This is a genomic window from Mesorhizobium delmotii (assembly GCF_900149755.1).
Lineage (GTDB): Bacteria > Pseudomonadota > Alphaproteobacteria > Rhizobiales > Rhizobiaceae > Mesorhizobium > Mesorhizobium delmotii.
Genome location: NZ_FUIG01000013.1, coordinates 322,536 through 347,896, shown reverse-complemented (window position 1 = coordinate 347,896; position 25,361 = coordinate 322,536). Strand labels below are relative to the sequence as shown.

Genomic DNA, 25,361 nt, shown 5'->3' with positions numbered 1-25,361 from the left:
GAGCGGCGCGTCAGAGCATCGGACCGGTTTTTAGGAAATCCGATGTTCGAAACAAGAGCATCGGGAAATCCGATGCTCAAAACAAAGGGACGGCGCCGCTCCTTTTTCTCTCATCGCCGTAGACAGGCGGGAGGGCGACTGCTGACGGAGGAAGCAAGATTTGGCACAGACAACCCATGGCGTCGGCGGACTGAGCTATGATGCGAAGAAGCGCACATGGCCTGCCGAATTCAACGTTTTCCTGGCGCTCATCATCCTGGTCGGCGCCTTCGAGCTGATCGGCCGCGTCTTTCTTGGCGACAGCTTCCTGTTCAACACCCGCGCCAACGTCGATACGATCTTCAACGAAGCGCGCCTGCAGATCATCATCCTGCAGGTGTCGATCGTCGGCATCATCGCCATCGGCGTGACGCAGGTGATCATTTCCGGCGGCATCGACCTTTCTTCGGGTTCGATCGTCGGCGCCACGGCGATGATTGCCATGAGTTTCGCCCAGGTGGCGACGGTCAACGGCAACCCTAACCCCAAGGCGATGTTCATCGAGCAGGGCTGGACTGACCTGCCGGTGATCGTGCCGGTGCTCGTCGCGATCGGCTGCGGCCTGCTGGCGGGCCTGATCAACGGCTCGCTGATCGCCTACACGCGCATTCCGCCGTTCATCGCCACGCTCGGCATGATGGTCACCGCGCGCGGCGTCGCCAAATGGTGGTCCAAGGGGCAGCCGATCTCGTTTCCCACCGAAAGTTTCGCCGCAATCGGCAAGGGGCTGATGCCGGTCATCATCTTCATATCGCTGGCGATTCTGTTCCAGCTGATCCTGTCATACACCAGGTACGGCAAGCACTGTTATGCCATCGGCTCCAACGAGGACGCCGCCCGCATGTCCGGCATAAATGTCCAGAACCACAAGATACTCGTCTTCGTCATTGCCGGCATCCTCGCCTCGCTGGCCGCCGTGGTGCTGAGCTCCAAGAATCTCACTGCTCAGGCCGGCATGGGGGTGATGTACGAACTGGACGCGATCGCCATGGCTGTAATCGGCGGCGTCTCGCTGTCGGGCGGCCGCGGCTCGATCATCGGAACGGTGATCGGTGCGCTGATCTTCGGCGTCATCATCTCCGGCTTCACCTTCCTGCGCCTCGACGCCTACTACCAGGAGATGGTCAAGGGCGTGATCATCATCGGCGCAGTCGTTCTCGACCAGTGGCGGCAGCGCCTGCGGGCAATGAGGGCTTGATCATGTCAGACATCGTCCTGAAGACCGAAAACCTGACCAAATACTATGGCGGCGTGCATGCGCTGGAAAGCGCGAACTTCGAACTGCGCAAGGGCGAGCATGTCGCCATCATGGGTGACAACGGCGCCGGCAAATCGACCTTCGTGCGCCAGATCACCGCCGTCGAGCAGCGTACCAGCGGCAAGGTCTGGTTTGACGGCAAGGAAGTGAACTTCGCCGGCCCGATCGCGGCGCGCGAGGCGGGCATCGAAACGGTGTTCCAGAACCTGGCGCTCGCCGACGATCTCGACGTGCCGTCGAACCTGTTTCTCGGCCGCGAAAAGGTGCTTTTCAATCTCGGGCCTTTCTCGATCCTCGATCGCAAGTTCATGCGCAAGGCGACCGAGGCGGCGCTGATCCGCACGGCGGTCAAGATTCCCAACCTTTCCAACACCATCCGCCACATGTCGGGCGGCCAGCGCCAGTGCGTGGCAATCGCCAGAACCGCGACTTTCGCTTCCAAGCTCATCATCATGGACGAGCCGACGGCAGCACTTGGTGTGCAGGAGACGATGCAGGTCGAAAACATCATCCGCACGCTGAAAGCCAATGGCGAGCCGCTGATCCTGATCAGTCACAACATGCGCCAGGTGTTCGATCTGGTCGACCGCATCGTTGTGTTCCGGCGCGGCCGGATCGTCGCCAACCTGCGCAAGCAGGACACCGACGGCAACGACGTCGTCTCATACATCACCGGCGCCAAGACCGGGGAGGCCGAACTTGCCGCCTAGGGCGGATGCCGGCGCGGCGGGTCATCGGCCCGTCGCCGATCAGCTGCGATAATAAAATCTACTGCGCCTCGCCCTGAACGGTGCAGTAAAGACGCACTTCCATTTCGAACAATCCTCAAAGGAAATTCCCATGCCTCTCCGCTTCGCTCTTCTCGGTGCCGGCCGCATCGGCAAGGTCCACGCCCGTGCCGTCGGCTCCAATCCGCAGGCCAGGCTGGTCGCAGTTGCCGATGCCTTCGAGAAGGCCGCGACGGATCTGGCGTCGGCCTATGGTGCTGAAGTACGCAGCATCGAGGCCATCGAGAAAGCCGGGGATATCGATGCGGTCATCATCTGCACGCCGACCGACACCCATGCCGATCTGATCGAGCGGTTTGCCAAGGCCGGCAAGGCGATCTTCTGCGAGAAGCCGATCGACCTCGACTCCGGCAGAGTGGAAGAATGCCTGGCCGTGGTCGACAAGGCCGGCGCCACTTTGATGGTCGGCTTCAACCGCCGCTTCGATCCGCATTTCGCCGCCGTGCGCAAGGCGATCGACGACGGCGCCATCGGCACCGTCGAGATGGCGACCATCACGTCGCGCGATCCCGGCCCGCCGCCGCTCGACTATATCGGCCGCTCGGGCGGCATCTTCCGCGACATGACCATCCATGATTTCGATATGGCGCGCTTCCTGCTCGGCGAGGAGCCGGTGGCGATCAGCGCCCATGCCTCGGTGCTGGTCGACAAGAAGATCGGCGAGGCCGGCGATTTCGACAGCGTCAGCGTCATCCTCGAAACCGCCTCCGGCAAGCAGTGCATCATCTCCAATTCGCGGCGCGCCACCTACGGCTACGACCAGCGCATCGAGGTGCATGGCTCGAAAGGCATGGTCGCGGCCGAGAACCAGCGGCCGGTGTCGATCGAGCTGGCCAATGAAAAGGGCTATACGCGCCCGCCGCTGCACGACTTCTTCATGACCCGCTATCTCGACGCCTACGCCAACGAGATCGCCGCCTTCATCGCGGCAGCGACGTCAGGCAAGAAGGCGGCGCCGAGCGGCAAGGACGGGCTCGTCGCGCTGAGGTTGGCGGACGCGGCGCTGAAATCGGCCAGGGAAGGCAAGACCATTCGCCTCGACAAGACCATCTGAATATCAAGCACAGGAGCAACTCGATGAACGGTTCCGCCGGTCGCAATTCCGAAACACGCGCCATCGTCACCGGCGGCGCGCAAGGCATCGGCTTCGCCGTCGCCGAGACGCTGGCCGACGAGGGCTGCCGCGCCCTGGCGCTGGTCGGCCGTTCCAGGGAAAAGGGCGACAAGGCGGTCGCCGCACTTGGGAAAAACGGCGTCGACGCCATCTTCATCAGCGCCGACGTCTCAGTGGTGGCCGACTGCAAGCGGGTCGTCGAAACGGCGATCGCTCATTTCGGCACCGTCAATTCGCTGGTCAACGCTGCCGCCACCTCGGCCCGCGGCTCACTGGTCGAGACCACCGAGGAAACATTCGACCAGATATTTCAGACCAATGTGCGCGGCCCCTTCTTTCTGATGCAGGGTGTGGTGGCACACCTGCTCGACCGCAAGGCGCCCGGCTCAATCGTCAATGTGCTGTCGATGTCGGCGCATTGTGGCCAGTCGTTCCTGGCGCCCTATTCGTCGAGCAAGGGCGCACTGGCGACGCTGACCAAGAATGTCGCCAATGCCTACCGCAGCAATCGCATCCGCTGCAACGCCGTGCTGCCCGGCTGGATGGATACCGAGGGCGAGGCGATCGTGCAGAAGAAATGGCACGACGCGCCGGACGACTGGCTGGAAAAGGCCGAGGCCGCGCAGCCGATGGGCCAATTGGTGAAGCCGGACCAGCTTGCCCGGCTGATCAGCTATATGGTCAGCTCGCAGTCGGGCGTCATGACCGGGTCGCTGGTCGATTACGACCAGAACATTGCAGGGTCGTCGCCGGAGTAGCATCGACGGAGTGGCATCATCAGACGGTGGGTGGTGTCTCAGTTTGAATTTCGGCTGTGGGTGGAAAGTTGCCGTTCGGCTCGTCGATGGGAATGAGAAAGTGGCGCCATATTGAGACCTTTGCAGTCACCGTCGTGGAGGTCGCGTTCCGGGCCATTATCGAACATTCGCTTCGCCGAACGCTTTCACAACCCCAGGCGTCACCGAGAGGTCCTTACGGCACGGCTGCAAAGAACAAGAAAACTGCGAAAATGACCAGATGCACGATGCCCTGAAGCACCGTGGTCCGGCCGGTACCCAGCGTGATCACGCTGACGATGAGCGTCAGTGTCAGCAGAACCTGGTCCTTGTCGTCCAGACCAAGAGCAAGGGGCTGGCCGAGGACGATCGAAACGAGCGCAACCGCGGGGATGGTCAGGCCGATCGCCGCGAGTATCGACCCTAGCGCCAGGTTCAGACTGGTCTGCAATCGATTGGCTTGGGCTGCTCTGAGCGCTGCCAGTAGTTCCGGAAGCAGCACGACAGCCGCAATGACGATCCCGACGACAGCCTTCGGCACACCGACCCAGTCGATTCCTGCCTCCACGGTCGGCGTGAGGGCTTTCGCAAGCCCCACGACCGCCACGAGCGCAACGAGCAGCAATGCTAAGCTGACTGCTGCCGTCCTGTTCGACGGTGTTGGCGCGTGTGCGTCTTCGTCAGCTTCGAGCGGAAGAAAATAGTCGCGATGCCGCACGGTCTGAACGAAGACGAACGAGACGTAGAGGACCAGCGAGACGATACCCGCAAAGATAAGCTGCGGTGTGCTGAACATCGGACCGGCCGAGGTCGCGACGACGTTTGGCACGACCATCGTCAGCGTCGTGAGCGCGGCCAGAACCGCCAAGGCAGCGCTCGCGCCCTGGAGCTGAAAACCCTGTTCGTGATGACGTACGCCTCCCCAAAGCAGGCAGAGGCCGACGATGCCGTTCATCACGATCATGACCGCGGCAAACACGGTGTCGCGTGCCAGCCCTGCCTTTTCAACCGGAGCTGAGATCATCACCGAGACGATCAGCGCAACCTCGATAATCGTGACCGCGAGGGCCAGGACGAGTGTGCCGAAGGGCTCTCCGGTGCGGTGCGCGACGACCTCGGCATGGTAGACGGCCGCAAAAACGGTGGCGATCAGGGCTATTCCTGCAGCCGCGGCAATTAGGCCTCCGGCGCCGCCTGCCAAGAATATCGTCAGCAGAATCGCCCAGGCCACTGCTGGCCACACCCATGCCCACCATGGCGTTTGTTCTGCTGTCACGCCAAGAACGCCCTTGTTCCGCTGGCGAGGCTAGCACCCCCCGATGCGAGGTTCTAAGGCAACATCTGCCACGTTGCACATCCGAGCCACCTCGTCACTTCAGTCGATATATACGACCACGTAGCGGCCGCCGTAAGGCTGGTAGTAGGTGCGGCCGCACTGCCATAAGACGCCGCCGTTAATCGACGTTCTCACGCAACCGGCCGGCAGCGTGCTGGCATAAATGGCTGACCGGCGAATGACGCGGCGGGTCGTGCGCCTTGCCACGCCCGCAACGCTGCCGGGCGTTGCCGGTCGGCCTACGCGGGCGTGCGCGTCGCCGACAAAGTCAACGAAAGGCGCGATCGAGCTCGCGCCGTCGGCAAGGATCATGGCGAGGGCGGCGAAGGCAATGCCGATGCGCCTGGAACGATGTCTCATTGCACTCCCTCCGCGGAAAGCTCGCCGATCTCGTCGGTGCTGATCTGTTCAAGCTTCGTTGCGCCTTCCGGCGCCGTGAATGTGAACTGCGCCTGATCGATCTGCGGGGCCACGTTCCAGTCGCTGAGGCGTACCGCGTATTGCGGCGCGCCGGTCACCCACTTGGTCGTGATCACATATTTGAGCGGCAGCGGCTGTTCGCCCTTCTGGACCCAGATCTGCCAGTCGACCCGGGGGTTGCGGAAGGCAAGATGGTCGCACTCGACCCCGCCGACCAGACCGGTCCCCACATGGACGCCTTTCGTGGCGTCCTCAGTGAGCACGGCGTACGGGTCTGCGGCAAAGAGGTCGGCCCCCGAGGCGTCGAAGCCCGTCCCCGCTCGCACCTCCTCGACCGCCTCGTCGATTGTGGGGCCGGGGCTTTCGAGCTGGCCGTAGACGTTGGCCTTCTTACCGTAGAACGAGATCGTCTTGCCGTCGAACGTAAGCTCGGCATCGACGAAGGTCCCCTTGCGTGAGACATGCATCTTGCCGGGACGTTCGATCGCGACGGACCCCGACGCGCTGTATTGCAGCTTCTGGCCCTCGGTATCGACGACTTCGCTGTCGGCGTCATAGTTGACCGTGAAGGTTTTCAGCCCTGCGACATAGTCCGCCATCGAGCGAAGTATCTTGTCGGCCTCTGGCTCGATCTGCTGGGCGCTGGCCGGGGACACCGCCAGCCCGCAAGCGATGACAAGTGCGCCGGCGATGACGGAGAAGCCTGCGGAACAGCCGTTTTCAGCTGTGATGACCATATCTCCCGAACCTCCCTATTGGTTTCAGATAGTCGGCGAGTTGTATGCGGCGCATGTAGCAAAGGAGTGATCGGAAGGACCTCCCAATTTGATCGGCGGCAGCGGCCTCCTTGCATCCCATCAGGCCTTGTCCCAAGCGCCTCCGTATTGGTTAACCGGCCGGCGTGTACCATATGGGCGAGGTGTAGGCTCGCTCCTGTAGAGTCATCGGTACTTCTGGAGGCATGGTCACACCAAAGTATTTCGCGTCATACGCCGTCCAGCGCGGCGTCGGAATTTCCAGCACTCGAGCGTAGTAGAAAGCCCGCTGGGCGGGGTCGAAGGCAGGATCGGTCCAGACCCCAATGAGCTCGGGCGCGCCGATCGTGTTGGTCCAGGTGGCGTTGGCGATGTCGACCGTGTTTCCCACCGGTGGCAACTTGCCGTCCGCGGCGGGTTTACGGTCGCCGGACCAGACGACGTCATAGACCTTCTCATGCAGTTCGCCGGCCGAGTCCATCCAGCCCTTGATAACTTGGTAGCGGTCGAGATTGGCGCCGATCGGGTCCTTCAACGCGGCCACGAGGAACGTGGGAGACTTCCCCGCTGGCGCAGGAGGCAGGTCGCCGCCCATGGGAACGCCTTTGGTATAGCCGACGACCGCCGGGCTTCTCGTGTCGGCGTCAGCGTCGACGAAATCCCATCCGCCAAAAAGCCTAATCAGCATCCGCGGCCCGGTGGTGGCGTAGACCTCCTTGCGCTGCATCGCGTCGAAGATGGCTTCGCGCGTGTTCTCCGTCGCCCAGACGGCAGCATAGCCGCTGGAAACCGTTTCCCAGTCTATGACCGTCTTGTCGCCGAACTTGACGAGCGGATGCGTGGCGCGGTCTGCGCTGGGTTCGGTGTAAGGCATCTTGCCGAAGAAATTATTTTCCTCCACAGCGGACAAAGAGTTGTGTGCGTCCGTCGATCCAATCATGCCGTATTTGTAGGGATTCACCCCAAGCGTCGACTCCAGCTTCAGACCGTTCTTGAGGGCCGAGCGCGCATACTCAAACTCAAGCATTTCGGGCCGCTTATCTACGCTTAAATCGAGATTGCCCCTGTCCCAGCGCTCGAAATTGGCGAACTCGTCATTGGGTGACAATGAGGGGTGTGTCTCCCCATCACCCTTGGTCTGAACTACCTCCAATAGTGGCTCCAGGCTTGCGCGGGTGCGCGCATACTCCGCGGTGATCGGCTGTCCTCCAACCGGATTGACAAGCGGGTACATCAACCCATTGGACAAATTGCCGTTGTGCGGGATGGCAAGCACGCTGCCGCCGGTCTTCGTCTTGTAGTCTTGAAGTACCTTCCAGAGGTCCTCCGGATTGTCGCTCTCAAAAGACGAGAATGGCAGGATCTGTTCTAGCCTTTCCGCTCCATCGCGGAAGACGACGACCCGGTGAAGATTATTGCCGCCCGTGTTCGACGACCACTCATACCCGATCAACGCGGTGAAGGTGCCAGGGTCGTTGTTTTCCTCCGCAGTCTGGATGTTTTTGTGCCAGACCGAGCGGACAAGTTCCTCCGAACTAAGTGCGGCCGGCAGAGGCTCGCCCGCGCCGCCAACGCTCGCAACTATTTCGTAGTAGACGCCCATTGCTTGCTCGCCGCCAGCAACCAGCATCTGGTTCCAGCGCTTGAGTACCGGATCCTCCATCAAGACCGGGTTGCCGATCTTGATCTCGCCGAGCGTACCCATGTTCTCGGCGTGATCGGCGACCATGAGAAAGTCCAGCGGCCGGCTCAGCCGCGCCCGCTGGCCGGTCGAAGTGGTCACCTCCTCGCCGCGCGCGAAGCGATAGGCCTCCTCCGGTCCGATGAAGTTGCCGAAGGCGATGGCATCGAACGACTGCGAGGTGTGCAGATGGGTGTCGCCGAAGAGCGGGCGTGTCGGGAATGTATTGCCGGCATAAGGGGAGTAACCCTGCTTTCGGAAGAGAGTCTCGGCCATCTGAGGGTCAATTGTCCCTTTGTCCGTGGTCTCCAGCGCCAGTGCAGAGCAGCTCAGCGCTGTGGTCGCAGCCAGTACGGCAGCCAAATGCATCAACACTCGCATGATTTCCTCCACATGAATCGGTGACTTGTCGTTCCAGTTTGTTGAGCTGCAGGACGGTTTTGAAGATTCAGGCCCGCCGCTGTGCGCGAGGGGCCCGTCTCGAGCACGCCCAGGTCTGCGCCGACCTGTTGATAATTTTGAACGAACGCGGCGATCTGGGCATCCTCGCCGTAGAGTCGCGCCACGCCGCGGGCGTAGGCTTCGCCGAACGTAAGGTGCCCAGCGGCGATCTCGGCGATCACCGCTTCCCCGGTGACCACGACAAGATCACCATCCTTGGCTCCTGAGACGTGGACCGCCGTCCGCAAACCGCCGGCTGTCGGCTCAAAACGCGCCCACAGCATCGGCTCGAGCAGGACGATAGCCACCGGTGTCTGCAACGACTCGGACGACGTTGCACTCAGCATTGTGCCGAACTGCTCCAGCGACTTACTGGCCAGGCGGAACTTGTTTCCGAACAGATCCACGCCCCCGCGATTGAAATTCGCATGCGGGAGCCGCCGCGCCGCGACTTCCGTCGAAATCGCCCCAATGACATGGAGCGAATTGGGATAGCCCCAGCTCAGAGAGCCGCGCGAGACTGACTGCGGGTCTTCATAACCGCAGGCAAGGCTTGCCGAGCCAGGCGCTGAGGCGCCCAGGCTCGCCGCCGCTGCCATAACAAGGGCTGCCCTCTTTGGATGTGCGAGAGACCTCATCGCGGTCGTCCTCATAGAAACATCGCGCCCAGCCGCTCGGCGCTCCAGAATGCCGCGACGATGCCGATCGCGTAGGCTGAGGCGACGGTCGCCCGTCGCGGGATCGGGACGAGCCGCCGAACAGTGTGGACCGCCGTCAACACCAGGGCGATGAAGGCCAGCTGCCCGATCTCGACGCCGAGGTTGAACGACACCAGTGCCAGCGGGATGTCGCCGCGCGGCAAGCCGACCTCGACCAGCGCGCCGGCAAAGCCGAAGCCGTGCAGCAGGCCGAAGACGAAGGCGACGATCCACGGCCAGGTGGTCGTCAGGCTAGTTTCGCCGTGCTCCAACCGGATGGCTTCGGCTCCGACCAGAACGATGCTGAGAGCGATCATTGTCTCCACGGGCGCTGACGGCAGCGTCGCCCAGCCCATCGTCGCGAAAGTCAGCGTTATCGAGTGGGCCGCGGTGAATGCCGTGATCGTCTTCACCAGCATGCGCCAATCGCGTACGATCAGCATCAGCGAGGAGACGAACAGCAGGTGATCGAAGCCGAACAGGATGTGCTCGATACCGCTGGCCAGATATGTCCACGCAACCTCTAGTGTGCTTTGAGCGGCCGGGATTACCGCTTCGGCGGAGTCCGGCGTCAGCCTTTCCAGCCACACGCTGCCGTCGAGGAATTCGATGCGCACCAGCGCGTCGGTCATCGTGGCTTGCAGTCCTTCGATCGACAGGGTCTGACCGGCCAGCGGCGCAGCGGCACGCATCAGCCAGGTCTGGATCATCGCGCTGCCGGTCGGCCGCGAAACCATGGGCGAAACCAACTCTGTCCTGCCGGAGAAACTGGTTGACAGAGCTAGACGCGCGTCGCCTTGCATTGGCGTCTTCAGGAGCCCAGAGAAAACGCCGGGCGTCTCCTCTCGCAGGTCGAGGTAGGCGGGCCGCACCTCATGCGCCGCCGCGCTCGCAACAGAGACGGCGACCGCGAAAATAGCAGCGAGAAGTCGCAGAACCATGAGGCGGCCGGAGCTCATCGCATCGACACTTCCGACCCCGAATCTGGCTTGAGCAGCGCCTTGACGTTGTCGTCCAGTTCCACACCGTATTTTTCGCGCAGTCGCGCCAGGTAGCCTTGGCTCGCCTTCTGCTGCTGGTCGTGCTGCCACTCAGCCAGCACCTTCTTCCTAACCTTCTCGAAAGCCGGTGCGCTGGCAGCCTCCCTCGCCGTGACCAGCACGAGATGCGTGCCATAGCCGGACTCCAGCGGCCCGGTCCACTGCCCTGCCTCGGCTGCAAGCAATGAGTCGGCGAACTCGTCACCGAACGTACCGGAAACTGACTGCCTATCCGCATGTGTCATGTCCGGCCCGAGAAGGAACCTGTCCCCCATTGTCGAGGCTGCGTCCGCGCTCGTGCCCGTTGCCAGGCCGGCAAGGGCCGCCGCCGCATCCCCGGTCGCGTCCGTTCGGTTCGCGGGATTGAAGTAGATGTGGGAGAACGAAATCCTCGGACTCTTCACAAACTTTGGTCGGTTGGCTTCGAAATAGCTCCGAAGGTCGCTGTCAGTGGGCTGGGCAAGCCGGGCTGTGTCCTCGACAAGAAACTTCAGTTTCTGAGCCAGTCGGCGGCGGATGATGATATCGTCCTCGCCGAGGCCCATAGCTTCCGCCTCGCGGGCAAGAAGTTCCTCATTGACGAGATCGGTGACCAGCCCCTGAAGTTCCTGCATATCCGGCGGTCGCAGCCATTGATTCTGGTACAGTTTTTTCAGCCATTCGACCTCGCCTTGGCCTACTTGCACCGGTTCGACGCCGTCCGCGTCGGGCTGTGGCTCACTGAACCAAGAATAGCCGGAAAACAAAATCAGGCCCGCGACTGCGAAGTGAAGCAGCGGTTCCCGCAGCAACTTCATGTCGGCCAACTCCAAGGGAGTATCCCCGCCCGCAGGGGAGTGTAGGAGATTATCGAAATCTTGCCAACCGGCTTTCCACTTCAGATTGATTCTTGTGACTCGGGGTCAAAGGGCTACGAGGACAAGTTGGATTGCGACCGTGATCGTCATGCGAGGCAATCAAGAACGCATCGACATCTGCACCGTTTGCTTCGACGTAGCGCCGCTGTTCGGAACCAACTGTCAGCCGCTCAGCAATATGAGTGGTTTGCCCTCCCGCTCAGGTGTACCATCGGCTCGCGACCAAAAGCGTTGCAAGAGGGGATTCGACATGATGATCGGCAGAAGCGTAGCCTCGTTATTTGCCGCGACCGCGATGATGCTGGTCGCACCGGCTGCCAAGGCGGCCGACGTTGGGATCGAGGCAGCCCCCGCCGAAGCCGCGATCCCAGGCAGGGAATGGACATTCAGCGTGGCGCCCTATTTGTGGGGCGCCGGGCTTGAAGGCGACGTCGGTCTATTCGGTCGTGACCCGGTCGAGATCGACATGAGCTTCGGCGACATCTTCGACAATTTGCGTTTCGGCGGCATGGTTGTCGCGGAAGCGCACAACGGGACCTGGGGCGTCGTGGTCGATGTAATCTATGTTAACATCGAGGATGAAGAGTCGGTTACGCGACCCATCGCGGGCGTCCCGGTCAGTCTCGCCGCAAGTGTTGAGACCAGCAGCCTGACCGCGACCATCATGGGCGAATACCGCGCCGTCTCACGGCCGACCGCGACCATAGACTTGATGGCCGGCGCCCGCATCTGGAGCGTCGACAACGACATTGACATCAGCCTGTCGGCTGGCGGCGCACCGCTCGCCGCCTTAAGCGGCAGCGACGGAAGCACCTGGGTGGACCCGATCGTCGGGATCAAGGGACGCGTCAACATCAATCCGTCCTGGTACGTTACCGGATGGGGCATGGTTGGCGGCTTCGGTGCGGCTTCCGACGTCACATGGGATGTGTTCGGGGGTGTCGGTTATCAATGGAACGAGTGGCTGTCGCTTGTCGCCGGCTACCGTGCGCTGGGCGTCGACTACGAAAATGACGGCTTTGTCTATGATGTCGTCCAGCAGGGGCCGGTGCTCGGCGCTGTAATGAAATTCTAGGCAAATCGCACGATCTGATGACGGCCGCTTCGCGCCACCAAGCGGAAGTTCCAGAATTCACCACGAGCGTCTGGTTTGGGTCATGGGCGTGAATTCGACTGAGGGCGAACGAGCTTCCGCTTAGGGTCGTGAGCCGAAATTCAAATAGAGACACTACCGACGCGTGACAAACGCCGCGGCTTCCGATATAGGGGCGCGCATGATCCACCTGACCGCCTCGTTCTGGTACTTTAGCTACGGCAGCTCGCTGGCGGCGGGAGGATTGCGCTCGATCTGAAGATTGCAGCAACAACATCCGAACAGCCGCCAGACCTGGCGGCTTTTTTGTTTCAGCCGCAGGTCTCCCAACCAGGAGCAGAAAGCCGTGTTGACCACCACCGACGATCTTCGGGTCAAGGAAATAAGGGAATTGAGTACGCCGGACCAGGTGATGCGGGAGATACCGCGCACGCTGACGGCGACGCGCACCGTTGCCGCGTCGCGCAACGCCATCCACGCCGTGCTGACCGGCGCCGATGACCGGCTGATCATCGTCGTCGGCCCCTGTTCAATCCACGACCCGGCCGCTGCCGTAGACTATGCCAGCCGTCTAGCGGGGTTGCGCGAGAGCCTGTCGGACCGGCTGGAGATCGTGATGCGCGTGTATTTCGAGAAGCCGCGCACGACGGTCGGCTGGAAGGGCCTGATCAACGATCCCGACCTGGACGGCAGCTTCAACATCGACAAAGGACTGAGACTGGCCCGCAACGTGCTCTCTGCGGTCAACAATCTCGGCCTTCCGGCGGCGACCGAATTCCTCGACATGGCGACCCCGCAATACATTGCCGACCTCGTCGCCTGGGGCGCGATCGGCGCGCGCACGACAGAGAGCCAGATCCATCGGGAACTCGCATCCGGCCTGTCCTGCCCGGTCGGCTTCAAGAACGGCACCGACGGCAGCCTGCGGATCGCCGCCGAGGCGGTGAAATCCGCCGCCCAGCCGCATCATTTCATGGCGGTGACGAAGGGCGGGCGCAGCGCCATCGCCACGACCACCGGCAACGAGGACTGCCACGTCATCCTGCGCGGCGGCATTGTGCCGAACTATGACGCAACGAGCATAGCTGCCGCCTGCGCGGAACTCGGCCGGATCGGCGTAGCACCTCGGCTAATGATCGATGTCAGCCACGCCAACAGCAACAAGAAGCCGGAGAACCAGCCGATGGTGGCGGCTGACGTGGCGGGCCAGGTCGCGGCAGGCGACGAACGCATCATCGGCGTCATGATCGAGAGCAACCTCGTCGCCGGCCGGCAGGGGGTCATGCCCGACAAGCCGCTCGTCTACGGCCAGAGCATCACCGATGGCTGCATCGACTGGGCAACCACCGAGACGGTGCTGCACGGCCTTGCCGACGCCGTCGAGCAACGCCGATCGGCGCGACGTGCCATGATCGCCAGCCGTCCGGGCGCCGCCTGAAGCTTTCACCTTCTCCCCTTGTGGGAGAAGGTGGATCGGCGCGCAGCGCCGAGCCGGATGAGGGGTGCCGGACGGGATGCTGCGTTAAAAATAGGAATGATTTTAAAGGCTTATAACTTCAAAGGTAGCGATCCGTCCAACACCCGTCATCCGACCGAGCTTCGCTCGGCCACCTTCTCCCACAGGGGGAGAAGGAGAGCCAACGCCGGCGCTACTTCACATCCACCCAGCGCTGTTCCTCGAACGAGCGCGCCATCGCATGCACGGTGCGCTCGATTTCGAGGCCCCCGTCGAAATCGATGATCCGCGCCGGCTTGCCGGTCAGCCGCGTCAAAAGCTCCCGGCATTCGATGATCTTGAGGTCGTTGAAGCCGAGACCGTGGCCGGGTGCCGGCAGGAAGGCGTCGTACGGCTTGTGATGCGGCGCCACCAGGATGGTGCGATAGCCTTGCTCGGTCGGCCGGTCGGCGGTGAGATAGAGCTGGAACTCGTTCATCCGCTCCTGATCGTACAGGATCGAGCCCTTCGAGCCGAAGATCTGGATGGCGATCCGGCCCTTGCGGCCCCAGGCCGAACGATTGACCAGCAGCGTGCCGGCAATGCCGTTTTCGAGATGCATCAGCACGCTGGCGATGTCGTAGGTCTCGACCGCCCGGCGCCCGCCGGACGCGACGCGGCGATCGGCATAGGGTTTTGCCATGTCGCACATGACGCGGGCAACGCGGCCGAACAGCACGGCGACCAGCGACAGCGGATGCACGGCGAAATCGTCGAGCGCACCGTAACCGGACGCCGCCTCGTGCTTCCAGAAGAACTGCGCCTCCGGGTCGGCCATGAAATCCTCGTCCATCTCGATGCGCAGATGGTTGACCTCGCCGATGATCTTCTCGTCGAGCAGCGCACCGATATGGCGGATCGCCGGGTTCTGGATGTAGTTGTAGCCGAGCGCGGCCACCTTGCCGGACTTTTTGGCCGCCGCCGCCATGGCTTGCGCCTCGGCAAAACTCGGCGCCATCGGCTTTTCGCACCACAGATGCTTGCCGGCTTCGAGGATGGCGATGGCCATTTCGGGATGGAACTGGTTCGGCGTGGTCAGCGAGACGATATCGACATCCGGATCGTCGACGACGGCGCGCCAGTCGCCGGAGCCTTTGGCAAAACCAAATTCGGCCGCACGGCGCTTGGCAAGCCCCTCGTCGACCTCGCCGAGATGGACCAGCCTTGGCTTGGCCACGTCGGGAAAGACGGTGCCGACGGTGTTCCAGGCGATGGCGTGACACTTGCCCATGAAGCCTGTGCCGATAAGACCGACTCCGACCATTTCCTTGTCTCCGTCGCCAGAAAGATTGTGTGGATGAATTAGTCCATTTTTTCCAGAAATGGAACGCATGCCTCATTTTTTATGGCCTTCTTGCACAGGCTCGCTATGATGGGGCACACACGGCATCGATTGATGGGCTTAGGCGGAGCGACGATGGACGAACGGGTGCCCCGCGATTTCGAGACGCTGCGTACGACGATCCTGGAACGGCGCCATAGCCTGCCCAAGCGCATCGCGCAGATCGCCGCCTATGCGCTCGACAATCCCGACGATATTGCCTTCGGCACCGCCGCCAGCATTGCCGCCTCCGCCGGCGTCCAGCCTTCGACCTTGATCCGCTTCGCCCAGCAGCTCGGCTTCGACGGCTTCACCAGCCTGCAGCTGGTGTTCCGCGAGCGGCTGCGTGAGCGCAATTCGTCCTATGACGAAAGGCTGGCGGCATTGCGCGCCAAGGCCGAGGAAGGCGCCGGTCACCGGGCGATTTTCGACGGCTTCGTCGCCGCGGCCAGCACCTCGCTTAACGATATTTCAGGCAGGTTGAACGAAGACCATTTCGAAGATGCGATCGCCCTGCTGGCGAAGGCGGAGACGATCTACGTGCTGGCCAAGCGCCGTTCGTATCCGGTCGCCTCCTACATCGCCTATGCGCTGGGCAAGCTCAAGATCCGCAACCAGCTGATCGAATCGGCCGCCGGCCTCAACGCCGAAATGATCAGCTTTGCCTCGCCCAGGGATGCCGTCATCGCCATCAGTTTCTCACCCTATGCCCCGGCGGCCATCGAGGAGGCGCGCGTCATTTCCGAGCAAGGCGTGCCGATCGTGGCGATCACCGACAGTTCGTTTTCGCCGCTCGCCCAGTTCGCCAAAGTCTGGTTCGAGGTCGCCGAGGCCGATTTCGCCGGCTTCCGGTCGCTGTCGGCAACGATGGCGCTGGCCATGGCGCTGACCGTTGCGGTTGGCGAAAAGCGGCGCGATGCGGGCAGGAAGCGCAAGGCCTAGACAACTTTTCTCTTGTTTGACCGTGATCTTTTCCGAAAACCGGGCGCCACTTTTTTGCTTCGCTGACCTTCGGTTCGGGATCATGGTCTAGCACTTTTCAGCAAAGGAATGCGCGTTCCATATTGACTATGGATTGGAATTATTATTTCATATTGCCGGCGCCACGCTGCCGCTCGCGCGTGTTACCCAAGACAACAAGGCTGATGGGAGGTTCGAATGGGCGAAGCCGTGGACGCGAAACATGCGCCAATCGACGTCATCACCATTGGCCGCGCCTCGGTCGACCTCTACGGCCAGCAGATCGGCTCGCGCCTGGAGGACATCACCTCCTTTGCCAAGTCGGTCGGCGGCTGTCCGGCCAACATTTCGGTCGGCACGGCGAGGCTCGGCCTGCGCTCGGCGCTGCTTACCCGCGTCGGCAACGAGCAGATGGGCCGCTTCATCCGCGAGCAGCTGACCCGCGAGGGCGTTTCCGTGGCCGGCCTCAGGACCGACCCGGACCGGCTGACCGCGCTGGTGCTGCTGTCGGTCGAGGACGAAGGCGTCTCGCCGATGATCTTCTACCGCTCCGACTGCGCCGACATGGCGCTGGCGGAGGAGGACATAGATGAGACGTTCATCGCTTCGGCACGTGCGATCGTCGTCACCGGTACGCATTTTTCGCGGCCCAACAGCGACGCCGCGCAGCGCAAGGCGATCCGCGCCATCAAGGGCAAAGGCGGCAAGGTGGTGTTCGACATCGACTACCGCCCTAATCTCTGGGGTCTCGCCGGCCATGCCGAAGGCTTCGAGCGCTACGTGAAATCCGACCGGGTCTCCGCCCAGCTGAAGACAGTGCTGCCCGACTGCGACCTGATCGTCGGCACCGAAGAAGAGATCATGATCGCCTCCGGTGCGGATGATTGCCTGAGCGCGTTGAAGACCATCCGCTCGCTGTCCAAGGCCACGATCGTCCTGAAGCGCGGCGCCATGGGCTGCATCGTCTATGACGGGCCGATCAGCGATGATCTCGAAGACGGCATCGTCGGCAAGGGCTTTCCGATCGAGGTCTACAATGTGCTCGGTGCCGGCGATGCCTTCATGTCGGGCTTCCTGCGCGGCTGGCTCGGCGACGAAAGCCTGGAGACGGCGGCGACCTGGGCCAATGCCTGCGGCGCCTTCGCCGTGTCGCGGCTGCTCTGCGCGCCGGAATACCCGACCTTCGAGGAATTGCAGTTCTTCCTGAAGAACGGCAGCCAGCACCTGGCGCTGCGCAAGGACGAGGCGATCAACCATATCCATTGGGCGACGACGCGCCGGCGCGATATTCCCTCGCTGATGGCGCTGGCCTGCGATCACCGTATCCAGCTTGACGATGTCGCCGCGAAAGCCGGTGCCGATCCGTCGCGCATCCATGATTTCAAGGTGCTGACGGTCAAGGCGGCGGCAAAGGTCGCCGCCGGCCGTGCCGGTTACGGCATGCTGCTCGACGAGAAATACGGCCGCGAGGCGATGTTCGAATTCGCGCGCCATTCCTTCGCTTGGCTTGGCCGGCCGGTCGAACTGCCCGGATCGCGGCCGCTTCGTTTCGAATTCTCGCAGGATATCGGCTCGCAATTGATCGAGTGGCCGGTCGACCATTGCATCAAGTGCCTGTGCTTCTACCACCCCGACGACCCGGAGGCGCTGAAGACCGAGCAGCAGCAGAAGCTCAAAATCCTGTTCGAGGCCGCGCGGAAAGTGGGAAGAGAACTTCTCATCGAGATCATCGCCGGCAAGCACGGCGAGCTCGACGACACGACGATCCCGCGCGCGCTGGAGGAACTCTATGCGCTTGATATCAAGCCCGACTGGTGGAAGCTTGAACCGCAGGCCTCAGCCGGGGCTTGGGCAAAGATCGAGGCGGTGATCCTGAAGAATGATCCGTGGTGCCGCGGGATTGTGCTGCTCGGCCTGGAAGCGCCACAGGACGAGCTGGAAGCGGCCTTCGCCGCCACCGCCAAGGCGCCCATCGTCAAGGGTTTCGCCGTCGGTCGCACCATCTTCATCAACGCAGCCGAACAATGGCTTGCCGGCAAGATGTCGGACGACGAGGCGGTCGCCGACATGGCGTCGCGCTTTGAGAGACTGACCGAGGCATGGCTTGCCGCGCGCGGCCGCAAAGCAGCATAAGAAGGCGCGGCATAAAGACTGCGGAGGAAAACAACATGACCAAGACAATCCGCCTGACGATGGCGCAGGCGCTGACCCGTTTTCTTGCTCGCCAGATGACCGAGATCGACGGCAAAAAAATGCCGATCTTCGGCGGCGTCTGGGCGATCTTCGGCCATGGCAACGTCGCCGGCGTCGGCGAAGCGCTCTATCAGGTGCGCGACGAATTGCCGACCTTTCGCGCCCATAACGAACAGGCGATGGCGCATGCGGCGATCGCCTACGCCAAGGCCAATTTCCGTCGTCGGTTCATGGCGGCGACCAGTTCGATCGGCCCCGGCGCGCTCAACATGGTGACGGCGGCGGCACTTGCGCATGTAAACAGGTTGCCTGTCCTGTTTCTGCCCGGCGACGTTTTCGCCAATCGCATCCCCGACCCCGTCCTGCAGCAGGCAGAGGATTTCTCCGACGGCACGGCGACGGTCAATGACTGCTTCCGGCCGGTGTCGCGCTATTTCGACCGCATCACCCGGCCCGAGCAGATCATCCCGGCGCTCAATCGCGCCATGCAGGTGCTGACCGATCCGGCCGAATGCGGACCGGTGACCTTGGCGCTCTGCCAGGATGTGCAGGCCGAGGCCTATGATTACCCCGAGAGCTTCTTTGCCGAACGGGTCTGGACCCAGCGTCGGCCGCGCCCGGACCGCCAGGAGCTGGCGGCCGCGGTGGCGGCGCTGAAGGGGGCAACTAAGCCGCTGGTGATTGCCGGCGGCGGCGTGCTGTATTCGCAGGCTTCCGGTGAATTGGCGAAGCTGGCGCAAGACGCCGGTATCCCCGTCTGTGAGACGCAGGGCGGCAAATCCTCGCTGCCGGACGATCATCCGCTTAACATGGCGGCAGTCGGCGTCACCGGCACTTCGGCGGCCAACCGGCTGGCTGAAGAAGCCGACGTCGTGCTTGCCGTCGGCACCAGGCTGCAGGATTTCACCACCGGCTCGTGGGCGCTGTTCAAGAATTCCGGCAAGACCATCATCGGGCTGAACGTCCAGCCTTTCGACGCGGGAAAACACCAGGCGCTGCCGCTGGTCACTGATGCGGCGGAAGGGCTCGCCGAGCTTGGCGCGGCGCTGAACGGCTGGAAGGCGCCGGCTGCCTGGACCGACAATGCGGCCAGGGGCAAGAAGGACTGGCAGGCCGATGCCGGCAAGGTGACGGCGTCGACCAATGCCGCCTATCCGTCCGACGCGCAGGTGATCGGCGCCGTGCAGCGCGCCATGGGCTCCGGCGTGATACTGCTTCATGCCGCCGGCGGCCTGCCCGGCGAATTGCACAAGCTTTGGCAGGCCGGCGCGCCCGGCTCCTACCACGCCGAATACGGCTTCTCGACCATGGGCTACGAGATCGCTGGCGGGCTCGGCGTCAAGATGGCCAAGCCCGACGAGGAGGTCGTCGTGATGATCGGCGACGGCTCCTATCTGATGCTCAATTCCGAGATCGCGACCTCGGTCATGCTCGGTCTCAAGCTGACCATCGTGCTGCTCGATAACAGAGGCTATGGCTGCATCAACCGGCTGCAGATGGCGACCGGCGGCGCCAACTTCAACAATCTGCTGAAGGACGCACGCCACGAGATTTTGCCCGACATCGACTTCGCCGCGCATGCGGCAAGCCTCGGCGCCATCGCCGAGAAGGTTTCGTCGATCGCCGGGCTGGAAACGGCGCTGGCGCAAGCGAAGAAGAATACAAGGACCACAGTGCTGGTCATGGACACCGACCCACTGGTGTCGACCGAAGCCGGTGGAAGCTGGTGGGATGTCGCGGTGCCGGAAGTCTCGGTGCGGCCGCAAGTGAACGCGGCGCGCAGGGCCTATGATGAAAAGCGGCAGATGCAGAAGATTGGAGATTGATGTCGGCGCTGCCAAGCCCCACCCTCCCCCTTGTGGGGAGGTCGGACCGAAGGTCCGGGTGGGGGTCCGGCGCCGCACCCCCACCCCGCTGCTTCGCAGCGACCCTCTCCACAAGGGGGAGGGTGGACACGAACTGACACTGGAGTGACGACTTGAAAGCCAAACTGGGCATGTCCCCCATTGCATGGTGGAACGACGATCTTGCGGAACTCAGCGATGACGTGTCGCTGGAAGAGTGCTTGCGCCAGTCGCGTTCGGCAGGCTTCACCGGCATGGAAATGGGCCGCCGTTTTCCCAGTGACCCGGAGATCATGCTGCCGATCCTGAAAGAGGCCGACGTCACGCTCTGCGGCGGCTGGTTCTCCGGTACGCTGGTCGACGAAGACATGGCCAAGAATAGGGATCGCATCCAGCCGATGATCGATCTGTTCAAGGCGGTGAACGCGCCTTGCATCGTTTACGGCGAGGTCGGCCGCTCCATCCAGGGCGACCGCTCGAAGCCGCTCGCCACCAAGCCCAGGCTTTCGGATGACGAGATGAAAGCCTATGCGAGGCGCCTCACGCAGTTCGGCGAATGGTGCGCCAAGCAGGGCATGCCGCTCTCGTATCACCATCATATGGCGGCGGTCGTCGAGACCGAGCCGGAGCTCGATGCCTTCATGCGCTACTCGGGTGAAGGCATTCCCCTGCTGCTCGATGCCGGTCACCTGGCCTTTGCCGGCGGTGACGTGCTGCGCGCCATCGACAACCATCACCAGCGCATCAACCACGTGCATGTGAAAGATGTGCGCATGGGGGTGATTGAAAAACTGGATCGCCAGAAGCAATCCTTTCTCGATGCCGTGGCGCTTGGCGCCTTCACGGTGCCGGGAGATGGTTCGCTGGATTTCGGTGCCATTGTGGAAAGGCTGGCGAACTACGGCTATGAAGGCTGGTTCGTCGTCGAGGCCGAGCAGGACCCAAGAAAGAACCCCCCGCTCAAGATGGCACAAGTCGGCTACAAGGAGTTGATGCGGGTGATGACGGCCGCAGGCTACACGGTTGAAACACAGGGCTTCCCCAATGCTTGAATGCAGTATTCCCGGTAACGGGCTGATCTGATGCGGGAGCCGATCCGATGAAGGACTCTGAGCATCCGTTCTTCCGGCCTTTGTGGCGGCGCGTTGCCATCGTCGCGGTCTGCCTGGGCTGGGCCGTGGTCGAGTTTGCCACCGGCGCGCCGTTCTGGGGCACGATCGCGCTCGGCTTCGCCGGCTATGCCGTCTGGCAGTTCTTCTATCTCTACAAGCCGGCCGACAGCGGCAAGGATCCGGCCGAGCCGAAGGAATGATCGGAATCCATGGCGCAGAAGTTTTTGGATCGGATACCGCGTGACTGACAGATCGCATGCGTCGGCGATTGGCCGGAACACCCCTCGCTTCGTCATCCTAGGGCGGAGCAAGGAGCGCAGCGACGCGGCGCAGACCCTAGGATCCATGCCATGACTTCGAAGTATTATGACGGTGCAGAATTCTGCTCCGCTGTGCCCTTCGGCCAAGGTTACGGCATTGATCCTAGGGTCTTCGCGACGGAGCTTCGCTCCTGCTTCGCCCTAGGATGACGAAGTTGGAATTCGAGTGTCGAGGATAGGAGACCTCAATGTCGAAACTGCTCGTCAAAGCCGATAAGGGTCATGGCCGCGTCGCCCATGTGACGCCGCAAAACGCCGGCTGGACCTATGTCGGTTTCGATCTGCATCGGCTGCGGCCAGGCGAAATAGTCTCCGGACAAACCGCGAACCGTGAAGTCTGCCTGGTGTTCGTCACCGGCAAGGGCAAGGCGACGGCCGGCGGCAAGGATCTCGGCCTGCTCGGCGACCGCATGTCGCCTTTCGAAGGCAAGCCGTGGTCGGTCTACGTACCGCAGGGCTCTGACTGGTCGGTGACCGCCGACACCGGTCTCGAAGTCGCGGTCTGCTCGGCGCCGGGGCTTGGCGGCGGCCTGCCGGTCCGCGTCATTGCGCCGAAAGATCTCGGCCAGGAGATTCGCGGCAAGGGCACCAACACGCGCTATGTCACCAACATCCTGCCGGAAGGCAAGCCGGCCGATTCATTGCTGGTGGTCGAGGTCATTACGCCTGGCGGCCATACATCGAGCTATCCGCCGCACAAGCATGACCAGGACAATCTGCCGGCCGAATCCTATCTTGAGGAGACCTATTACCACCGCCTCAATCCGCCACAGGGCTTTGCCTTCCAGCGGGTCTACACCGATGCCGATCGGAATGGCGCTCGTTCGCTCGACGAGGCGATGGCAATCGAGGACGGCGACGTCGTGCTGGTGCCAAAGGGCTATCACCCTTGTGCCGCCTGCCATGGCTACGACCTCTACTACCTCAACGTCATGGCCGGGCCGAAGCGGACGTGGAAATTCCACAACGCGCCCGAGCACGAATGGCTGATGAAGGCCTGAGGCGCTGCCCGTCCGGGTCGGCAAACTGGCCCAAGGCGAAAAAATCGTCGGCTAATGACCCGCCTGAACAACTTTGTTATCAGGAGCGATCATCAGCTTCGTCATTTCGTCATGCAAATCGCCTATGGCAGCGGGAGTTGACGAGGACTTTCGATGCGCTACGCTATCTATTTCACACCCCGGCAGGACGAACCGCTGGCGCGGATCGCCGCCAATTGGCTCGGCCGCGACCCGTTCGGCGCCGCCACGAGGCCGGTCGAGGCCGTGGGCGAACTGTCGGCGGCGGAAGTCGCCTTCCACACCGCTTCGGCACGCCGCTACGGCTTTCATGCGACACTGAAGGCGCCCTTCCGGCTGGCTTCGAACGAAACGGAAGGCGCGCTTCGCGCGGCACTGGACGATTTCGCCGAGACGACGCCGATGGTGACGATCCCACGGCTGGTCGTCAGCCAGATCGACGGCTTCTTCGCGCTGGTGCCGGAAGGACCGCTGCCGGCGCTCAACCGCTTCGCCGACGACGTGGTGCGCGACTTCGACCGTTTTCGTGCGCCGCTGAGCGAGGCTGAGATCGAACGGCGCAGCCCTGACTCGCTGAAGCCGGCTGAATTCCGCAATCTCTGCCAGTGGGGCTACCCCTATGTCTTCGGGACCTTCCGGTTCCATATGACGCTGTCCGGCCGTGTTTCGTCACAGGAAAGCCCTCGTCTTCGCGCAGCAATCGACAGCCTGTTTGCGCAGGTCCTGCAACGCCCGCTGCCGGTGGACGCACTGAACCTGTTTGTCGAAACCGAACCTGGCGCCCCGTTCATGGTGCTTTCCCATCACGCGCTCGGGCGCCGCCCGGCCAGAAAAACTGCCTGAAACGCCTATTTGTTTTAACCGCATTTGTGCGACGCCAATTCACCCAATCGGTGATTCTGATTGGCTGCAAAATGCTCCAAGGACTGCCTGAAATGACCGACGAGACCGTTCTCAACAATGCCCGCATCGTGCTTGCCGACGAGATCGTCGAAGGCTCGATCGTGCTGCGCGACGGCTTGATCGCCGGGATCGACGCCGGTGCCGGCCGGAGCGGCGAGGACATGGGCGGCGATTTCATCATTCCCGGGCTGGTCGAGCTTCACACCGATCACCTCGAAGGCCATTACGCGCCGCGGCCGAAGGTGCGCTGGAACCCGATCGCCGCGGTGCTCGCTCACGACGCGCAAGTGGCGACCGCCGGCATCACCACCGTGCTCGATGCCTTGCGTGTCGGCATGGACGACGATGCCGACATGAATTCGGCCGACATGCGCAAGCTGGCCGATGCGATCGAGGACAGCGTCCAGCAGCACCGGCTGCGGGCCGACCATTTCATCCATCTGCGCTGCGAGGTTTCGGCGCCGGATTGCCTCGCAGCCTTCGCGCATTTTGACGGCGATGACAGGATCAAGCTGGCGTCGCTGATGGACCATGCGCCGGGACAGCGCCAGTTCGTCGATTTGGAAACCTATGCCTATTACTACCAGCGCAAGCTGAAGCTGACGGATCGCGAATTCCAGCAATTCTGTGAGAAGCGGATGGCGGAGTCGGCGACGAATTCTGGGCCGAACCGCGCCTTCATCGCTGCTGCCTGCCATCAGCGCGGCATCGTGCTGGCCAGCCATGACGACGCCACGACCGGCCATGTCGACGAGGCGATCGAACAAGGCGTCCGCGTCGCCGAATTCCCGACCACCAAAGAGGCCGCAAAAGCTTCGAAGGCGGCAGGGCTCGGGGTGCTGATGGGCGCCCCGAACGTCATGCGCGGCGCTTCGCATTCGGGTAATGTTTCGGCTCGGACACTCGCCGGCGAAGGCTTGCTCGACATATTGTCGTCCGATTACATTCCCTTCAGCCTGATCCAATCGGCGTTTTTCCTCGGCGACGTGGTCGACGGCATTTCCCTGCCTCAGGCGGTCGCCATGGTTTCGAAGAACCCGGCCGAGGCGGTCGGCCTCGTCGACCGTGGCGTCATCGAGCAGGGCCGGCGCGCCGATCTGGTTCGCGTCCGTCTCGACGACCATGTCCCGGTTGTCCGCACCGTCTGGCGGCAGGGACGCCGGGTCGCATGATGGCGTCGGCGTTGATCGAGCGTGAATTGTCCGCCGCCGCGATACCGATCCGCGACGGCGTGTTTGTCGCCGTCGTCGGCCCGAGCGGCGCCGGCAAGGACACGGTGATCGGCTATGCCCGGTCGCTATTTGCCGACGGGACGCGGCTTGAGTTCGTCCGCCGGGTCATCACCCGGCCGAGCGACACGGCAAGCGAGGATCACGATACGCTTGCCGATGCGGCCTTCGTCGAGGCGGAAGCGGATGGCGCCTTCGCCATCTCCTGGGAGGCGCATGGCTTGCGCTACGGCATCCCGGCTGAAGTCGACCGGTCGGTCGCCAACGGCCGCGTCGCCATCGCCAATGTCTCCCGCGCCATCATCCCGGCGCTGCGTGATCGTTATGCCAATCTGGCGATCGTCGAGATCACCGCATCGCCGGAAATCTTGGCCGAGCGGCTGGCGATGCGCGGCCGCGAGTCGCGCGGCGAAGTGCTGGCGCGGCTGGCGCGTAGCGCCAATGTGGCGTTGGCCGGACCAGGCGTCACCTCGATCGACAATAGCGGCCCGCGCGAAGCGGCCGGCGAGCGCTTTGCCGACGTGCTGCGCAAGGCGATGGCGTTTTCGGACCGACCCTGACATCGATCGAAGAATGCAGCGGGGCAGAAACTAATCTGTAGCGATCCTTCGCGTCCCCCTCTGTCCTGCCGGACATCTCCCCCACTTGGGGGGAGATTGGATGCCGCGC

Annotated in this window: 23 protein-coding genes; 15 read left to right on the top strand and 8 right to left on the bottom strand. The window is 62.7% G+C overall.

The window, feature by feature from the left end; genetic code table 11:
- Positions 1 to 160: 160 nt before the first annotated feature.
- The 4 genes from BQ8482_RS03140 (at position 161) to BQ8482_RS03125 (ending at position 3,957) form a co-directional block, all read left to right on the top strand.
- Positions 161 to 1,237, top strand: coding sequence for an ABC transporter permease (locus BQ8482_RS03140; RefSeq protein WP_123146217.1), 1,077 nt, complete (start codon positions 161 to 163; stop codon positions 1,235 to 1,237).
- Between the two features lie 2 nt (positions 1,238 to 1,239).
- A complete protein-coding gene (locus BQ8482_RS03135; protein ID WP_123147345.1) occupies positions 1,240 to 2,007 on the top strand; it encodes an ATP-binding cassette domain-containing protein in 768 nt (255 codons plus the stop codon).
- Positions 2,008 to 2,137: 130 nt separating this feature from the next.
- Positions 2,138 to 3,139, top strand: coding sequence for an inositol 2-dehydrogenase (gene iolG, locus BQ8482_RS03130; RefSeq protein ID WP_123146216.1), 1,002 nt, complete (start codon positions 2,138 to 2,140; stop codon positions 3,137 to 3,139).
- A 23-nt stretch (positions 3,140 to 3,162) separates the two neighbouring features.
- A complete protein-coding gene (locus BQ8482_RS03125; RefSeq protein ID WP_123146215.1) occupies positions 3,163 to 3,957 on the top strand; it encodes an SDR family oxidoreductase in 795 nt (264 codons plus the stop codon).
- Positions 3,958 to 4,171: 214 nt separating this feature from the next.
- Here the strand turns inward: BQ8482_RS03125 and BQ8482_RS03120 are convergent, their stop codons facing one another.
- The 7 genes from BQ8482_RS03120 to BQ8482_RS03090 all read right to left on the bottom strand — a co-directional run bounded on the left by BQ8482_RS03120 (position 4,172) and on the right by BQ8482_RS03090 (position 11,158).
- A complete protein-coding gene (locus BQ8482_RS03120; protein WP_123146214.1) occupies positions 4,172 to 5,251 on the bottom strand; it encodes a calcium:cation antiporter in 1,080 nt (359 codons plus the stop codon).
- 99 nt (positions 5,252 to 5,350) lie between these two features.
- Positions 5,351 to 5,671, bottom strand: a complete 321-nt coding sequence (locus BQ8482_RS03115; protein WP_425294065.1) for a hypothetical protein — start codon at positions 5,669 to 5,671, stop codon at positions 5,351 to 5,353.
- Positions 5,668 to 6,468 carry a DUF2092 domain-containing protein gene (locus BQ8482_RS03110; RefSeq protein ID WP_123146213.1) on the bottom strand — a complete coding sequence of 267 codons (801 nt, stop codon included), beginning with the start codon at positions 6,466 to 6,468 and terminating at the stop codon, positions 5,668 to 5,670. The genes BQ8482_RS03115 and BQ8482_RS03110 overlap by 4 nt, the downstream gene beginning before the upstream one ends.
- A 151-nt stretch (positions 6,469 to 6,619) precedes the next feature.
- Positions 6,620 to 8,548 (bottom strand): DUF3604 domain-containing protein, encoded by a 1,929-nt coding sequence (locus tag BQ8482_RS03105; protein ID WP_123146212.1) that lies wholly within the window; start codon positions 8,546 to 8,548, stop codon positions 6,620 to 6,622.
- On the bottom strand, positions 8,536 to 9,207 hold the full coding sequence (locus BQ8482_RS03100) for a hypothetical protein (RefSeq protein WP_208867591.1): 672 nt from the start codon (positions 9,205 to 9,207) through the stop codon (positions 8,536 to 8,538). Before BQ8482_RS03100 ends, BQ8482_RS03105 begins: the two co-directional genes overlap by 13 nt.
- Before the next feature lie 50 nt (positions 9,208 to 9,257).
- Positions 9,258 to 10,247 (bottom strand): HupE/UreJ family protein, encoded by a 990-nt coding sequence (locus BQ8482_RS03095; RefSeq protein WP_244602606.1) that lies wholly within the window; start codon positions 10,245 to 10,247, stop codon positions 9,258 to 9,260.
- A gap of 14 nt (positions 10,248 to 10,261) precedes the next feature.
- Positions 10,262 to 11,158 (bottom strand): peptidyl-prolyl cis-trans isomerase, encoded by an 897-nt coding sequence (locus tag BQ8482_RS03090; protein WP_244602605.1) that lies wholly within the window; start codon positions 11,156 to 11,158, stop codon positions 10,262 to 10,264.
- Between the two features lie 295 nt (positions 11,159 to 11,453).
- Between BQ8482_RS03090 and BQ8482_RS03085 the strand changes: the two genes are divergently transcribed.
- The gene (locus BQ8482_RS03085) at positions 11,454 to 12,278 is read left to right on the top strand and encodes a hypothetical protein (protein WP_123147343.1); all 825 of its coding nucleotides are present in this window, start codon (positions 11,454 to 11,456) and stop codon (positions 12,276 to 12,278) included.
- A 364-nt stretch (positions 12,279 to 12,642) separates the two neighbouring features.
- On the top strand, positions 12,643 to 13,734 hold the full coding sequence (locus BQ8482_RS03080) for a 3-deoxy-7-phosphoheptulonate synthase (protein ID WP_123147342.1): 1,092 nt from the start codon (positions 12,643 to 12,645) through the stop codon (positions 13,732 to 13,734).
- Between the two features lie 211 nt (positions 13,735 to 13,945).
- Here the strand turns inward: BQ8482_RS03080 and BQ8482_RS03075 are convergent, their stop codons facing one another.
- On the bottom strand, positions 13,946 to 15,055 hold the full coding sequence (locus BQ8482_RS03075; RefSeq protein WP_123146210.1) for a Gfo/Idh/MocA family protein: 1,110 nt from the start codon (positions 15,053 to 15,055) through the stop codon (positions 13,946 to 13,948).
- Between the two features lie 153 nt (positions 15,056 to 15,208).
- Here BQ8482_RS03075 and BQ8482_RS03070 point away from each other — a divergent pair, with 153 nt between their 5' ends.
- The 9 genes from BQ8482_RS03070 to phnN all read left to right on the top strand — a co-directional run bounded on the left by BQ8482_RS03070 (position 15,209) and on the right by phnN (position 25,252).
- Entirely contained in the window at positions 15,209 to 16,054 is an 846-nt protein-coding gene (locus BQ8482_RS03070) for a MurR/RpiR family transcriptional regulator (RefSeq protein ID WP_165848405.1), read from the top strand.
- Positions 16,055 to 16,270: 216 nt separating this feature from the next.
- A complete protein-coding gene (locus BQ8482_RS03065) occupies positions 16,271 to 18,205 on the top strand; it encodes a bifunctional 5-dehydro-2-deoxygluconokinase/5-dehydro-2-deoxyphosphogluconate aldolase (protein ID WP_123146209.1) in 1,935 nt (644 codons plus the stop codon).
- 35 nt (positions 18,206 to 18,240) lie between these two features.
- Positions 18,241 to 20,091 carry a 3D-(3,5/4)-trihydroxycyclohexane-1,2-dione acylhydrolase (decyclizing) gene (iolD, locus tag BQ8482_RS03060; RefSeq protein WP_123147340.1) on the top strand — a complete coding sequence of 617 codons (1,851 nt, stop codon included), beginning with the start codon at positions 18,241 to 18,243 and terminating at the stop codon, positions 20,089 to 20,091.
- Between the two features lie 152 nt (positions 20,092 to 20,243).
- Positions 20,244 to 21,161: a myo-inosose-2 dehydratase gene (gene iolE, locus BQ8482_RS03055; protein WP_123146208.1), complete on the top strand. Its 918-nt coding sequence runs from the start codon at positions 20,244 to 20,246 to the stop codon at positions 21,159 to 21,161.
- A gap of 47 nt (positions 21,162 to 21,208) precedes the next feature.
- Positions 21,209 to 21,421, top strand: coding sequence for a DUF3329 domain-containing protein (locus BQ8482_RS03050; protein WP_123146207.1), 213 nt, complete (start codon positions 21,209 to 21,211; stop codon positions 21,419 to 21,421).
- 308 nt (positions 21,422 to 21,729) lie between these two features.
- Positions 21,730 to 22,542 carry a 5-deoxy-glucuronate isomerase gene (gene iolB, locus BQ8482_RS03040; RefSeq protein ID WP_123146206.1) on the top strand — a complete coding sequence of 271 codons (813 nt, stop codon included), beginning with the start codon at positions 21,730 to 21,732 and terminating at the stop codon, positions 22,540 to 22,542.
- Positions 22,543 to 22,695: 153 nt separating this feature from the next.
- Complete coding sequence (locus BQ8482_RS03035; RefSeq protein WP_123146205.1) at positions 22,696 to 23,403, top strand: DUF1045 domain-containing protein; 708 nt, start codon at positions 22,696 to 22,698, stop codon at positions 23,401 to 23,403.
- Between the two features lie 92 nt (positions 23,404 to 23,495).
- Positions 23,496 to 24,635 carry an alpha-D-ribose 1-methylphosphonate 5-triphosphate diphosphatase gene (locus BQ8482_RS03030; RefSeq protein ID WP_123147339.1) on the top strand — a complete coding sequence of 380 codons (1,140 nt, stop codon included), beginning with the start codon at positions 23,496 to 23,498 and terminating at the stop codon, positions 24,633 to 24,635.
- Positions 24,632 to 25,252, top strand: coding sequence for a phosphonate metabolism protein/1,5-bisphosphokinase (PRPP-forming) PhnN (gene phnN / locus BQ8482_RS03025; RefSeq protein ID WP_165848404.1), 621 nt, complete (start codon positions 24,632 to 24,634; stop codon positions 25,250 to 25,252). Before BQ8482_RS03030 ends, phnN begins: the two co-directional genes overlap by 4 nt.
- Positions 25,253 to 25,361 lie beyond the last annotated feature (109 nt).